General features: G+C 63.4%; 12 protein-coding genes. 4 read left to right on the top strand and 8 right to left on the bottom strand.

The genetic code is table 11. The annotated features are described in order from the left end of the window. Window position 1: 1 nt before the first annotated feature. Window positions 2-1,207, bottom strand: coding sequence for a diaminopropionate ammonia-lyase (locus tag ACTJKM_RS10085; protein WP_057251768.1), 1,206 nt, complete (start codon window positions 1,205-1,207; stop codon window positions 2-4). Window positions 1,208-1,366: 159 nt separating this feature from the next. Between ACTJKM_RS10085 and ACTJKM_RS10080 the strand changes: the two genes are divergently transcribed. After that, window positions 1,367-1,849, top strand: a complete 483-nt coding sequence (locus ACTJKM_RS10080) for an Lrp/AsnC family transcriptional regulator (RefSeq protein WP_440660296.1) — start codon at window positions 1,367-1,369, stop codon at window positions 1,847-1,849. A 286-nt stretch (window positions 1,850-2,135) separates the two neighbouring features. After that, window positions 2,136-2,585 carry a pyridoxamine 5'-phosphate oxidase family protein gene (locus tag ACTJKM_RS10075; RefSeq protein ID WP_057251770.1) on the top strand — a complete coding sequence of 150 codons (450 nt, stop codon included), beginning with the start codon at window positions 2,136-2,138 and terminating at the stop codon, window positions 2,583-2,585. Window positions 2,586-2,635: 50 nt separating this feature from the next. On the opposite strand, the gene ACTJKM_RS10070 is transcribed toward ACTJKM_RS10075, so the two are convergent. The 7 genes from ACTJKM_RS10070 to ACTJKM_RS10040 all read right to left on the bottom strand — a co-directional run bounded on the left by ACTJKM_RS10070 (window position 2,636) and on the right by ACTJKM_RS10040 (window position 10,720). Continuing rightward, on the bottom strand, window positions 2,636-3,472 hold the full coding sequence (locus tag ACTJKM_RS10070) for a universal stress protein (RefSeq protein ID WP_440660294.1): 837 nt from the start codon (window positions 3,470-3,472) through the stop codon (window positions 2,636-2,638). Between the two features lie 269 nt (window positions 3,473-3,741). Further along, on the bottom strand, window positions 3,742-4,983 hold the full coding sequence (locus ACTJKM_RS10065; RefSeq protein WP_440635710.1) for a Gfo/Idh/MocA family protein: 1,242 nt from the start codon (window positions 4,981-4,983) through the stop codon (window positions 3,742-3,744). 84 nt (window positions 4,984-5,067) lie between these two features. Beyond that, window positions 5,068-6,087 carry a LacI family DNA-binding transcriptional regulator gene (locus tag ACTJKM_RS10060; protein ID WP_440635708.1) on the bottom strand — a complete coding sequence of 340 codons (1,020 nt, stop codon included), beginning with the start codon at window positions 6,085-6,087 and terminating at the stop codon, window positions 5,068-5,070. Then, window positions 6,084-7,040: an ABC transporter permease gene (locus ACTJKM_RS10055; RefSeq protein ID WP_057251774.1), complete on the bottom strand. Its 957-nt coding sequence runs from the start codon at window positions 7,038-7,040 to the stop codon at window positions 6,084-6,086. Before ACTJKM_RS10055 ends, ACTJKM_RS10060 begins: the two co-directional genes overlap by 4 nt. Next, a complete protein-coding gene (locus tag ACTJKM_RS10050; RefSeq protein ID WP_058329803.1) occupies window positions 7,037-8,029 on the bottom strand; it encodes an ABC transporter permease in 993 nt (330 codons plus the stop codon). The genes ACTJKM_RS10055 and ACTJKM_RS10050 overlap by 4 nt, the downstream gene beginning before the upstream one ends. Further along, window positions 8,029-9,534 (bottom strand): sugar ABC transporter ATP-binding protein, encoded by a 1,506-nt coding sequence (locus tag ACTJKM_RS10045; protein ID WP_440635705.1) that lies wholly within the window; start codon window positions 9,532-9,534, stop codon window positions 8,029-8,031. The genes ACTJKM_RS10050 and ACTJKM_RS10045 overlap by 1 nt, the downstream gene beginning before the upstream one ends. Before the next feature lie 160 nt (window positions 9,535-9,694). Continuing rightward, window positions 9,695-10,720, bottom strand: a complete 1,026-nt coding sequence (locus ACTJKM_RS10040) for an ABC transporter substrate-binding protein (RefSeq protein WP_057251777.1) — start codon at window positions 10,718-10,720, stop codon at window positions 9,695-9,697. A gap of 452 nt (window positions 10,721-11,172) precedes the next feature. Here ACTJKM_RS10040 and ACTJKM_RS10035 point away from each other — a divergent pair, with 452 nt between their 5' ends. Together ACTJKM_RS10035 and ACTJKM_RS10030 are read left to right on the top strand one after the other, a co-directional pair. After that, on the top strand, window positions 11,173-11,991 hold the full coding sequence (locus tag ACTJKM_RS10035) for a DUF3100 domain-containing protein (RefSeq protein WP_057251778.1): 819 nt from the start codon (window positions 11,173-11,175) through the stop codon (window positions 11,989-11,991). 14 nt (window positions 11,992-12,005) lie between these two features. Beyond that, complete coding sequence (locus tag ACTJKM_RS10030; RefSeq protein ID WP_057251779.1) at window positions 12,006-12,521, top strand: hypothetical protein; 516 nt, start codon at window positions 12,006-12,008, stop codon at window positions 12,519-12,521. The last annotated feature ends 25 nt before the right edge of the window (window positions 12,522-12,546 follow it).

Below are 12,546 nucleotides of genomic sequence, written 5' to 3'. Positions count from 1 at the left end.
GTCACCCTCTTTCGTTCGGTGTGTTCGCGACAGTCTCGGGCGACAGACCCACCAAGGCAGCATAACGCTCGGGATCCGTGGCCCCCTCGGTATTCATGACGAAGACGCGCGACTGTGCGGTCAATCCGAGCGCTTCCCGCAACGCCGGATCTCGGGCAACCGCCAGAAGCCCGGCCAGCCCGACGCCACCGCTCTCACCGGCGACGATCGCCGGGTCAGCCCCCTTCGGGCGCGCGAGCCGGTTCATGACCGAAACGGCGTCCTCATCATCGACGGTCATGAAGGCATCGGCCACGCGGGACAGGATACGCCAGGCGACGAGCGACGGCTCGTAGCATTCGAGCATCGCCATGATGGTCGGCTCGCCATGTGGTACCTTGACGGTTTGCCCCGCCTTGGCGCTTTCGTAGAGGCAGGCGGCCCGTGCGGGATCGACGACGACGAAACGCGGTCTCTCCGCTCCATAGCGCAACGCCAGATGTCCCGCGGTGGCGGCGGCAATGCCACCGACGCCTGCCTGCACGAAGACATGGGTCGGCGGCTCTTCCATCTGCCGCAACGCCTCGCTGAGCAGCGCCGTGTAGCCCTGCATCACCAGGCCGGGAATGTATTCGTAGCCGGGCCAGGATGTGTCGGAAACCACCGTCCAGCCATTCTCGTCGCAGACCCGCGCCGCCTCGCGGACAGAATCGTCATAGGTGCCGGCCACCCGAACGATCTCGGCGCCATAGTGAGCGATCGCCTCGATGCGTTTCTCGCTGACGCCCGCATGCACGAAGATCACCGATCTCGCACCAACGAGCCGGGCGCCCATTGCGACGGACCGGCCATGATTGCCATCGGTGGCGCAGCCGAAGGTCATCGCCCCGGCAATCGCCCGGACCTCGGGCTGATCGAGGTCATCGAGATCGAGGCTGCGCCCGAGACGCCGTTCCGCCTCTTCGATCACCAGACGGATCACAGCATAGGAGCCGCCGAGCGCCTTGAAACTTCCAAGGCCCAGGCGATGGCCTTCGTCCTTGACGAAGATGCACGCAACACCGATCTCGCTGGCCAAGGCAGGCAAGGCATGAAGCGGTGTCGGCCGATGATCGGGGCGCCGGGCAAGCTGCCGCTCGACATTTGCTGCGGCCGCGAGCGACAGCATGTCCTCATCCTCGGGCAGCAGGTGATGGCCGAAATCGGCATGGGTGTTGGCAAGGAACATGGTGCAATCCCCGTAGACCAGCGAAAATCTATTTCATCGCGGGCGAGAAATGCGCTCTAAATGATCACCGCTGATGCAAGTTTGTAAAGCAGATCAGGTATGCCGACGCATGGCATTCCGCTCACAACCGCCCTGAACGCATGAACCGACAGGCACCAGATGGCCCCTTCGAAAAGACCAAAGGTCGAACTGGATCGTTTCGACCTCGCGATCCTCGCCATTCTGCAGAAGGACAACACGACGCCGCAGCGCCAGATAGGCGAAGCGGTCAATCTATCCGCTCCGGCCGTCCAGCGGCGGATCAAGCGCATGGAGGAAACCGGCGTCATCCGCGCCAATGTCGCGCTGATCGATCCGGTCAGCGTCAACCAGGCGCTGACGATCCTGGTAGAGGTGGAGGTCGAGAGCGAGCAGATCGCCCTGCTCGACGCGGCGAAGGTGGCATTCACCGCCGCGCCCGAGGTGCAGCAATGCTACTACGTGACCGGCGATGTCGATTTCATGCTCGTCGTCATCGTGCCGACGATGGCCGACTACGAGGCCTTTACGCGGCGAATGTTCTTCGGCAATGCCAATATCAGGCGGTTCCGCACCTTCGTGACGATGGACCCGGTCAAGGTCGGCCTGTCGGTGCCGATTTAGAGTGATGCCACTAACAGTCGCCTTTCGAATGGCGTTGTTCCACCCCCCTACTTCGAGCCCGTGAGCGCCTTTTTCTCCGCTTCCGCATCTAGCGGCTGGCCGGCGCCGATCGATGTCAGAAAGGCGTCGACGGTTTCGAGCGACGAGGCGGGCGCATATCCGTCTCCGCCTTCGGGCCTGGCGACGGACGCAGCCGAAATCGACGAGACTTGAGCGAGATCAATGCCAGGATACCTGGTCGGCGGAGACTGGCGGTTGGACGATCTCTTTAGAAGAGGAGAGCCTCATGTTGATCAGAGAAATGACGCGACAGGAATGTCTCGACCTTGTCGCTGAGAACCATATCGCCCGCCTGGGCTGTACCCGAGATGGCCAGCCCTATATCGTTCCCATCCAATATGCTTTGGCCGCCAACCGGCTCTACAGCTTTTCGATGCCCGGGCAGAAGATAGACTGGATGCGCGCCAATCCGCGTGTCTGCGTACAGGTCGACACGGCAACGGATCGGCAGAATTGGCGAAGCGTCGTCATCCACGGCCGCTACCAGGAACTGCCGGACACCAAGCAATGGCACCGCGAGCGCATGAATGCCTGGTCGCTTCTCGAACAGCGCATCAACTGGTGGGAACCGGGTGGCCTGAAGCCCGGTGAACAGCCGGTTGCAGGCGCATCGCCGCATCTCTTTTTCGAAATCGAGATCGACGATGTGACCGGACGTGCCGCCTCTGCCGGCTAACGATTGTCGGCGCGCAGGCAAATGCTGCGCGCCGTTCCGGGCGCTGCCGGTCAATGCGCCATGAGCACGGGGACCACGGCGTTTTCGAGCATCGAACGGGTAACGCCGCCAAAGACGCGTTCACGCATCCTGGAGTGCCCATAGGCACCCATGACGATCAGGTCGGCCGCCACATCCGACGCAAACCGATTGATCACGTCGTCGACCCGATGCCCTCCGCTCGGCAGTCTCTCGACGGAGACGGAAACGCCGTGCCGGGCGAGATAACCGGCGATATCGGCGCCCGGTTCCTCACCGTTCTTGCCATAGGCGGAACGGGGGTCGACCATCGTGACGTAGACGGTCTCGGCTCCGATCAGCAGATCGAGCGCTTCACGCACCGCGCGCGCGGCTTCCAGCCTGGAGTTCCAGGCGAGTACCACGGTCTTCGGATCAAGCCGCACGGTCTTGCCCCTGGGCATAATGAGGACTGGGCGCGCGGAGCTGAACAACGTCCCGTCGATGGTACGGGAGCGCAGTTCCGGGTCCAGCATCAGGCCATCGCCGACCAGCGTCAGGTCGGCGTAACGCGCACGCTCGCCGATCTCGTCATCGGCCCAGGCGACCTCGGTATATTTCGTCTCGACGCCGAACGAGATGCCTTCCTTGGTGAGAACATCAACAGCTTTTTCCGCACAGGATTCGAGTTTGTCGACGTCACGCTGCCGCTCGTTCAGCCAATCAATGGAGATGGCGGCGGCATAATCGCCGATCGGCGGTGAGGCGGCGAGCTTGACGATCAACAGGGAGAGGTGGGCGTTTGCGGAAGCACAGACCTGTGCTGCCGAACGCAGATGCTCCACGGAATGATCGACACCAACGACGGCGAGAATGGTCTTGTATGTCATCGGGTTTTCTCCTGGCGACCAGATTTAGGGTCTGGATCAGCGTAGGTAGAAGCCCGTGCGGCGGCATTGATCCCCGTCAACAAAGATCGCGGACATGGGCGTATAATTCGGAAAGAGTTTTGCCCTCACGCAGCCGCAGTCTTTCGCGGCGGCGAGAACAGGTGGGATGGGCGCATAGCGCCGCCGATGAACTGCGCGACCCAGAACGTGGCCCCGTCGTTTCGACACCTCTACGTTTGGTGATGGAGTTCGGGGAGGAAAGGCGGTCGTCAGGTCCGGCGCGCGACGACCGGCACGTAATGCTCGAGCTCCGGTGCCGGGAACTTGAGCGTCGCGTTGATTTCCGCCGAGCGGTAGAGGCCCATCAGCATCTCGACGACGGCGAGCCCGTCCTCGAAGGTTTCGAGCGGCTTTTCGCCCTTGCGGAAGCACTCGACCATGTGGCGGTTCTCATCGGTATAGCCATAGACACCCGCCTCGTCCTCAAGCACCGGCATCAGACCCTGCTCCGCATTCTGCTTTTCCACGAGGTCTTCGCCTTCCGACCCCTTGACCTCGCGCGACATGAAGATCTTCAGGCCGGTGCTCAGCGAATTGTATTCGAGCGCATATTCCGGCCCGAGCAGTTCAAGCTGGATGCGCAGCCCGGCGCCGACATAGGCCCAGGAGGTGGTCGCCTCGATCATCAGTTCGTTACCGTCCTGGTCTTCGAGCGTCACCGTGGCGCGGGCAAAATCTTCCGACGGCCGGTTGCGGTAGTCCACTTCGTTGCCGAAGCGCTTGCGCAATTGTTCGGCATAATTGGGTCGCGTCCATTTGAGGTTGGCGACGGTGCCGTTGACAGCCTTGATTTTCAGTGAGTTGCGCGGTGCGCCGGGCGCCGTGAGCAAGTAGCGCGCCACCTCGACGCTGTGGCACATCATGTCGGAGAGCACGCCGCCGCCCTGCTTGTCGCCCTGCCAGAACCAGGGCTCGTGCGGGCCGGAATGTTCCTCCGCGGCGCGCGCCAGATAGGGGCGACCAGTGGTCGAGACGGCGCGCCGCCAGATGATCTCCTTGCCGCGCAGCACCGGCGTGCAGAACACCTGGTTTTCAAGATAGCCGTGATTGAGGCCGGCGTCCTCGGCAAGCGATAGCATCTCTCGCGCCTCGGCAATGGTGCGGGCAAGCGGCTTCTCGCAGGCGACGGCAAACACCGTGCTGCGGCCATCCTTGACCGCCTTGTGGAGAGTACGCATGACGTCGAGGCGGGTGTAATTGGGCGAGAGAATCCAGATCGCGTCGACATCATCGGCGGTCAGCAGCGCCTCCAGGCTCCCATGGGTGCGGCAGGTGCCAAGACCAAGTGCGGCGACCTCCTTGGCAAATTTCTCCCGGTTTTCGGGCTTGCGGCTGAAGACGCCGGTCACCTCGACATTGCGCACACCGATCATCGATTTCAGATGGAAATGGGCGATGAAGCCCGATCCGACGAAACCCACACGCAGCGTCTGCTTCGGTAGCTGTGTCATTCTGTTCTCCCGGGTTGTCGTTTTTCTGAAGTCGGCGCGGGATGCGGGCGGAATACCGCCCTCACTTTCCTCATCCCGCTCTGGTCATTTCTTCGGCGGCGCGGTGCTGCCGCGAATGTTGAGGGCGGTCGGCAGCACGACGGCCGGTGCAGCGGCAACATCGTCGCCGGACAGGATATCGAGAAGCAGCGACATCGCCGTGCGGCCGATATCGGCGCGCGGCTGGCTGACCGTCGTCAGCGGCGGATAGAAGGCCTTGCTCAGATAGAGGTCGTCGAAGCCGACGACCGAGACGTCGCCCGGAACATCGCAGCCGAGCCGTCGCAAGGCGTGGATCGCGCCATAGGCCATCTCGTCGTTGGCGGCAAAGATCGCCGTCGGTGGCTCCGGCAGGGCGAAGAGTTCGGCGACGCAGGCCTCTCCGCTTTCGAGCAGGTAGTCGCCGCGCACCTCGTAACCCTCAGGGATCGGCAGACCGGCGGCTGCCATCGCGGCCCGGTAACCGTCACGCCGGTGCATCGCCATCACCTCCGGCAATGGGCCGGCGACATGGGCGATGCGGCGATGCCCGAGTGCAATCAAATGCTCAACCGCCTCACGCGCCGCGGCAGAGTTGTCGATCTGCACATGCGGAAAGCCTGCAGTTTCGATCATTTCGAGCGCCACGACGATGGGAAGGTGAGAAACCGCAGCGCTTTCGCCCGGCTGCGGCTCCGGCAGCTTGCCGGTCATCAGGATCATGCCGTCGGCATGGCCATCGCGCAGCATGTTGAAGTATTCGACCTCGCGATCCGGATCATTCTCGGTATTGCCCATGAGAACGGCGTACCCGGCCGCCCGGGCCGTCGCCTCCACGCCCTTGAGGATCTCGAGATAGAAGGGGTTGCCAACATCTCGCACGACGAGCAGCACCGACATCGACCGGCGTGTCCTCAGGTTTCTTGCGCTGACGTTCGGCCGGTAGTTCAACTCGCGCGCAAGCTCGTGGATGCGCTTGCGCGTCTCGTCGGTCACCAGGCTGGAGCCGCTGAGCGCGCGGGAAACGGTCGCGACCGAGACTCCGGCCCTCTCCGCAATGTCCTTGATTTTCGGCCGCTCGCTCATGCCCGCATCGCCCGCCCACGGCCGTAGAACAACATCAGGAGCAGCAGCGTCGCGCCAAACACCATCTGGCGGCCGGATTCGTCGATATTGACCGTCGTCAGGATGCCCTGGAGGATGACGAGCAGCAGGGCGCCCGCCATGGTGCCGGTGTAGCCGCCCTTGCCGCCGGCAAGCGAGGTGCCGCCGAAGACGACCGCGATGATCGAGGAGAGCATGTATTGCTCGCCGACATTGGCGAAGGACGAGCCGGAATAGCCGAGCAGGCAGAGCCCGGCGATCGCAGCGAACATGCCCGAAATCATGAACAGACCGACGCGCATGAGGCGGACCGGGACGCCGGTCATATAGGCCGCATGTTCGTTCGAGCCGATCGCATAGATGCGGTGGCCGAAGACGGTGCGGTTCAACATGAAGGCCATCAACAGGCCGATCGCGATCCAGAGCCAGATGATGCCGGGAATGCCGAGCGCGAAGGGTTGCGTGACGAAGGCCGAAAGCCCCGGCGCGGCCCGACCCGAAGGGATACCCTGGCGGATGACGACGAGCAGGCCCTGCAGCACGCCGAGCATGCCAAGCGTCATGACCAGCGGCGGTATGCGCAAAAGCGTCACGCCGAGACCGTTCAAGAAGCCGAAGAACGCGCCGGCCGCCAGGCAGGCCAGCACCGCCGGCAGGATACCGCCATCGGCGCCGTTCATGACGTTGCCGGCGATGATCGCCGACAAGGAGACGATACCGCCGACGGAGAGGTCGATGCCCTCGCGGCCACCGAGAATGACGACGTTCTGGCCGGCGGCGACGATGCCGAGCAGCGAGGCGACGATCAGGAGACGCAGGATCTGGTCGGCCGAGGCGAAGCCGGGCGAAAGGCTTTGACCGAGATAAAGCAGCGCGACGATGAGGATCAGCGCAACGACCAATGGCTGTTTGAAGAAGGTGGTAACCGCAGTCATGCGCGTGCCCTCCGGCCGGCAAGCACGCCGGCCATCAACACCAGGAGAATGGCAAGGCCCTGGACGAAGTTCTGCCATTCCGAAGGCGTGCCCATGAAGAAGACCAGCGAGTTGACGAGGCCGATCGTCAGAGCGCCGAGCAGCGAACCAACCACCGTCGTCCAGCCGCCGGCGAGCGCACTGCCGCCGAGCACGACCGCCGCGACGCTGTAGAGCGTCATCTTGCCGCCGACGAGCGGATCGCCGCTGGCCGTATCGCCGGTCAGGCAGAAGGCCGCGAGCGCCGAGAAGAGGCCGCTGAGCAGGTAGCCCCTAATGCGGACAGCCACGACCGGCAGCCCCGTCTGATAGGCGGCCTGCTGGTCATCGCCGACGGCCAGCAGTTCGGTCACGATACGGGTGCGCGACAGGAGATAGAGCAGCACGGCGAGAGCCGCGAGCACGTAGAAGACGAAAGGCAGGCCGAGCAGACGTCCGCCATAGGTGCGCCAGAAGAGCGCCGGCGCCGGCGTACCGGCGACCGGCATGACGTAGAGCGCCAGGCCGATGAAGAAGATGCTGGTGGCGAAGGTGGCGACGATCGCCTGCAGGCGAAGGGCTGCGACGACGAGGCCGTTGACCAGGCCGCAGGCAAGGCCGATCAAGACGCCGAGCGCAAGCGCGAGCAGCACCGCACCGGCACCGCCGCCCCAGCGCTCCATCAAGACGACGATCGCCACGTTGACCAGCGACAGCGTCGCGCCGGCCGAGAGGTCGATGTCTCCGGCGGACACCACATAGGTTTGGGCGATCGCCAGCATGATCAGCGCCATATAGGTGCTGAGAAGTCCAGTCAGCGATCGAAAACTCAGGCTATTCGGAGAGAAGAGGCCGTTGAGCGCCAGTAGTGCAACAACGATCACAAGCGCCGGCAGGAAGGGGTAGCGCTCCAGCCAGGAACGGAGGCCGCCCGCCCCGGAAGTTCGCATGTCGGTCGTTGTCGATGTCATCACGCGGCCTCGTATGCAGCCTGGTAGAGATTGTAGCGGGTGCGATCGTCGCCGGTCAGTTCACGCGTCACCGAGCCGCCGTTGAAGACGAGGATGCGGTTGGCATTGCCAAGCAGCTCGGCGTCTTCAGACGAATAGAGCAGAATACCGAGGCCGTCGGCCGCAAGCTGCCGGATCAGCGCGAAGAGATCGGCCTTGGCCGAGAGGTCGATGCCCTTGGTCGGATCGTCGAGCAGCAGCACGTCGGGCCGGTCGATCAGCCAGCGGGCGATGATCACCTTCTGCTGGTTGCCGCCGGAAAGCGAATTGATCGGATGGAAGAGGCTGGCAAACTTCGTGTGCATCGCCGCGAGCGCCGGCATCGCCTTGTTTTTCAGGCTTGAGGGCCGCGCAATCATCAGCCGGTCGCGGAGATAGTGGATCGGCGTGACATTCTCGATGATTGGGCGGCCGCTGATGACCCCGTCACGGCCGCGGTCGCCGGAGACATAGGCGCAGCCGCGCCGGATCGCATCGCGCGGGCTCTTGGCGTTATAGCGTTCGCCGCCGATCGTCACCTCACCTGACGTCACGGCGCTTGCGCCAAAGATCGCTCTCAGCAGCGCCGACTGCCCTTGGCCGTGCAGACCACCAAGGCCGAGGATCTCTCCCCGTGCCACCTCGAAACTGACATCGCGAAAGCCCTTGCCGGTTAGATTTCGGACCGAGATCACCGCCTTCGCCCGGGTTTCCACCACCGCTGGCGCCGAGGACCGGGCCGCCGGCATGTCGCTGGCACCGCCGACCATCAGCCGGATCACCGTTGCTGGATCGGTATCGGAGAGCTTGAGCGTCTCGATGGTCTCGCCGTCGCGGATGATCGTCACGCGATCGCCGATCGCGGTGATTTCGTCCATTCGGTGCGAGATGAAGATGACGCCGCGCCCTTGCGCCTTGAGGCCACGCAGGATTTCGAAGAAGCGATCGACCTGGGCGCGATCGAGCGCCGAGGTCGGCTCGTCGAAGATCAGGATCGGTGCTTCACTGGCGAGCGCCTTCATGATTTCGACCAGTTGCCGCTGGTCGGCCCTAAGATTGCCAACGAGCGCCTCCGCATGGAAGCCTTCGCCGGCGACCTCGGCGAACAGCGCGATGTAACGCGCCGCCCGCGCCTTCAGCGCCCGCCGGTCGATGAAGAAACCGGCCTTCACCGGCAGGGCGGAGAGGCAGATGTTCTCTTCGACCGAACGATGGCTGGCCAGGCTGAGTTCCTGATAGAAGATGCCGATGCCGGCAACGCGCGCGGCTTGCGGCCCGGAAATCGTCACGGGCTTGTCATTGATCAGGATCTGGCCGCCGTCGGGGCGCACGCTGCCGGCGATGACCTTGCAGAGCGTGCTCTTGCCGGAGCCGTTGGAGCCCATCAGCACATGCACCTCGCCGGCGGCGACGTCGAGATCGCCGCGGCGTAACGCCAGCGTTGCGCCGTAAGCCTTGCTCACGCCGTTCAGTCTCAGTTTCGACATCGGCTGTCCACCATTTTGGTTGCTTGCTGCACCACCTCAAGTCGCGCCTTGGCGAGCTCCGCTGCAGCTGATTTCATGCCCGATACGATCCTGCCCTGGGAGCCGTCGGCGGCATTGGCCGCTGGGCAACTCAGATGCGAGCTGCCCGGTGGATCAGCGCTTACTTGAACAACGCCGTCGCGTCGTCGATCGAAAGCGCGTTGGTGTAGGAGTAATAACCCGGCTTGCCGTCGAGCTGCTTGGCCGCGTCCGCGAGGTTCTTGGAATCGATGAACGGGATCGGCAGATACATGGCGTTCTTGTACTGCCCCGCCGTTGCCGGCTCCTTCAGTTCCTTGCCCTGCAGCATCAGCACCGCGACGTTGAGCGCGCTCGCCATGACGCCGGGCGGGTTGACGGTCGCGCCGGAATTCAGCTTGTCCTTCACCCAGAGGTCGATGAAGTCCTTGCGGATTTCGCCGGTGGCGGCGATCTGGCCGGTCTTGCCGGCATCCATGATCGACTTCCAGGCCCCGGCGGCCATGCCGTCCTGCACGACGACGCCGTTGATGTCAGGATAGGTCGCAAGGATGTTCTGCATCGCCTGCTGGCCTTGCGCCTGATCCCAGTTGGCGTTGACTTCGTTGACCACCTGGATATCCGGATAATCCTTGAAGACGCTCTTGTAGCCGGCAACGCGCATCTCGTTTGCCGGATGACCGGCGACGCCGTTGATGGCAACGACCTTGCCCTTGCCGCCGAGCGTATCGGCCAGCCACTTGGCGCCGGCCGCACCCCAGGCCGTCTGATCGATGCCGACATAGATCGCATCCGGCGACGACACTTCGGCGTCCGTCGCGATCACCAGAATGCCGGCTTCCTTCGCCTGAGCGAAGATCGGATCGAAGGCGGTCGGGCTGTTGGGGTTGATGATGATGGCGTTCACGCCCTCGGCAATGAAGTTGCGCACCTGCGCAATCTGCCCGGGCACGTCGACATTGGCACTCTGGACCGAGACTTCGACGTCGACGCCTTTTTCCTTCCACTTCGCCGCGGCCTCCTTGGCCTCGTCGATCATCTGCGTGCGCCATTCGCTGCCGACCCAGCCGTTGGACAGGCCGATCTTGAAGGTCTCGGCATTGGCGAAAGAAGCGGAAATGGCAATGGTAGCGACAGCGCCAAGCGCTGCGGCGATAAATCTCTTCATAAGATCCTCCCAAATCTTGCGAAACCTATGAAGCCAGAAAATGTAATCGATTTCAATGGGGGTTTTCCAGGGATTTTTACAGAGGATTCTATTTCGGCCACTCACCTGACCCCCGGAGCAATGGAATGCGGCAACGCGCAGGCGCCTGGCCACTTCCGGAGGAGTGCAAAGGAGGGGCAATAGCGCTTGGCTCCCCCTTCCCGCTGTGCAACAGCTGGGGCAGAGGCGACGACGATTCGTCGTGACGCCAGCTGGAATGAAATGCAGGAATGAAGCCATGACATGAAGGCGCTGCGGGACTGATCCCGATTGCCGCCGGAGCGACGGCCAGCCCGTTGCTCAAATCGCAACACTTCGTTGCTTGCCGGCCGGCTAGCCGCAATTTGCCCTCTCCCCCTACTGTGAAATCTGGGCAAAGAACAACAACTGGCTCCCAACCAGAGGAGAACATCATGACCGGAAAAACCGGAGCCGCCTCGGGCGCGCTCTATCTGCACATCCTTGTGCTGGCGATCGTCATCGTCTCCGAGCTGATCGGCATTCAACGCCTTCCGATCGGCATCGGCACCGTCATCTTCCTGCCGATCCTCTACGCTTTCGCGCTCGGCATCCTTGTCAATCCCGCCATTTTCAAGGCGAGCGCCAAGTTCCTGTCGCGCGATGCGGTCAAGCTTTCCGGCGCGATGATCACCGTCGCCATCATGCCGTTCATCGCCAAGTTCGGAACGACCGTCGGCCCGCAGATCTCCAAGATCATCGAGGCCGGCCCGGCGCTGGTGCTCCAGGAGCTCGGCAATCTCGGCACGATTCTCGTCGCCTTCCCGGTCGCGGTATTCCTGCTCAAGATGGGCCGCGAGGCCGTCGGCGCGACCTATTCGATCGACCGTGAACCGAACCTCGCGCTGATCGCCGACAAGTACGGTCTCAACTCGCCGGAAGGTGCGGGCGCCATGGGCGTCTATGCCACTGGCACGCTGATCGGCACCTTCGTCTTCGCCATCATGCCGCCGATCGTCCATGGCCTCGGCATCTTCGACGTGCGTGCGCTCGCCATGTCCTGCGGCGTCGGCTCCGGCTCGATGCTGGCGGCCTGCACCGGCGGCCTCGTGGCTGCCGTGCCCGACCAGAAGGACATCATCCTCGCGCTTGCCGCCGCCAGCAACATCCTGACCTATGCCACCGGGCTCTATGTCGGCATGTTCGTCGCGCTGCCCTTGACCGAGTGGCTCTACAACAAGGCTCGGCCGTCCGAGCGTCGCGCTCAAGCCTGATCGGGAGAGATATCATGGCCAACCAGACCAACACCTCCGCCAACTACGCCGACGATCTCCCTCTTAACGCCGAAGACGAGCGCAAGATCGATGTCGTCGGCCATGCCGGCCTGCTTCTGATCGCTTGCGCCATCGGGCTTATCGCCAATTGGGTCGGCACCGGCACCTCGCCGCTGACGGCGCTCCCGGGCATGGCAACGCTCTACGTCGCCTGCATCGTCGGCCTGGCGCTCGCCCGCTTTGTGCCCTTCTACCTGCCTGGTGTCGCCTGGGTGTCGCTGATCGCGATCCTCATCACCATCCCCGGCGTCCCGGGTGCGGCCTGGGTCAGCGAACAGGTTGAACACCTGAACTTTCTCGCGCTGGCAACGCCGGCGCTTGCCTATGGCGGCCTCGCGCTCACCGCGAGCGAATTCACCATCGCCCGCCGCTCGGGCTGGAAGATCGTCATCGTCGCGATCTGCGTGATGGTCGGCACCTACATGGGCTCCGTCGTCGTTGCCGACCTCTTCCTGCGCCTCGGGCAATAACCGAGACCCTGACACAAGGATTGGC

This window comes from Ensifer sp. 22460 (assembly GCF_052044935.1).
GTDB lineage: Bacteria > Pseudomonadota > Alphaproteobacteria > Rhizobiales > Rhizobiaceae > Ensifer.
Note: the sequence above shows the minus strand (reverse complement) of the source record. Positions and strands in the feature narration are given on the sequence as shown.

Bases quoted from the DNA above. Each gene is read 5' to 3' on its own strand.
- ACTJKM_RS10085 (WP_057251768.1), bottom strand. From the start codon at position 1,207: ATGTTCCTTGCCAACACCCATGCCGATTTCGGCCATCACCTGCTGCCC.
- ACTJKM_RS10080 (WP_440660296.1), top strand. From the start codon at position 1,367: ATGGCCCCTTCGAAAAGACCAAAGGTCGAACTGGATCGTTTCGACCTC.
- ACTJKM_RS10075 (WP_057251770.1), top strand. From the start codon at position 2,136: ATGTTGATCAGAGAAATGACGCGACAGGAATGTCTCGACCTTGTCGCT.
- ACTJKM_RS10070 (WP_440660294.1), bottom strand. From the start codon at position 3,472: ATGACATACAAGACCATTCTCGCCGTCGTTGGTGTCGATCATTCCGTG.
- ACTJKM_RS10065 (WP_440635710.1), bottom strand. From the start codon at position 4,983: ATGACACAGCTACCGAAGCAGACGCTGCGTGTGGGTTTCGTCGGATCG.
- ACTJKM_RS10060 (WP_440635708.1), bottom strand. From the start codon at position 6,087: ATGAGCGAGCGGCCGAAAATCAAGGACATTGCGGAGAGGGCCGGAGTC.
- ACTJKM_RS10055 (WP_057251774.1), bottom strand. From the start codon at position 7,040: ATGACTGCGGTTACCACCTTCTTCAAACAGCCATTGGTCGTTGCGCTG.
- ACTJKM_RS10050 (WP_058329803.1), bottom strand. From the start codon at position 8,029: ATGACATCGACAACGACCGACATGCGAACTTCCGGGGCGGGCGGCCTC.
- ACTJKM_RS10045 (WP_440635705.1), bottom strand. From the start codon at position 9,534: ATGTCGAAACTGAGACTGAACGGCGTGAGCAAGGCTTACGGCGCAACG.
- ACTJKM_RS10040 (WP_057251777.1), bottom strand. From the start codon at position 10,720: ATGAAGAGATTTATCGCCGCAGCGCTTGGCGCTGTCGCTACCATTGCC.
- ACTJKM_RS10035 (WP_057251778.1), top strand. From the start codon at position 11,173: ATGACCGGAAAAACCGGAGCCGCCTCGGGCGCGCTCTATCTGCACATC.
- ACTJKM_RS10030 (WP_057251779.1), top strand. From the start codon at position 12,006: ATGGCCAACCAGACCAACACCTCCGCCAACTACGCCGACGATCTCCCT.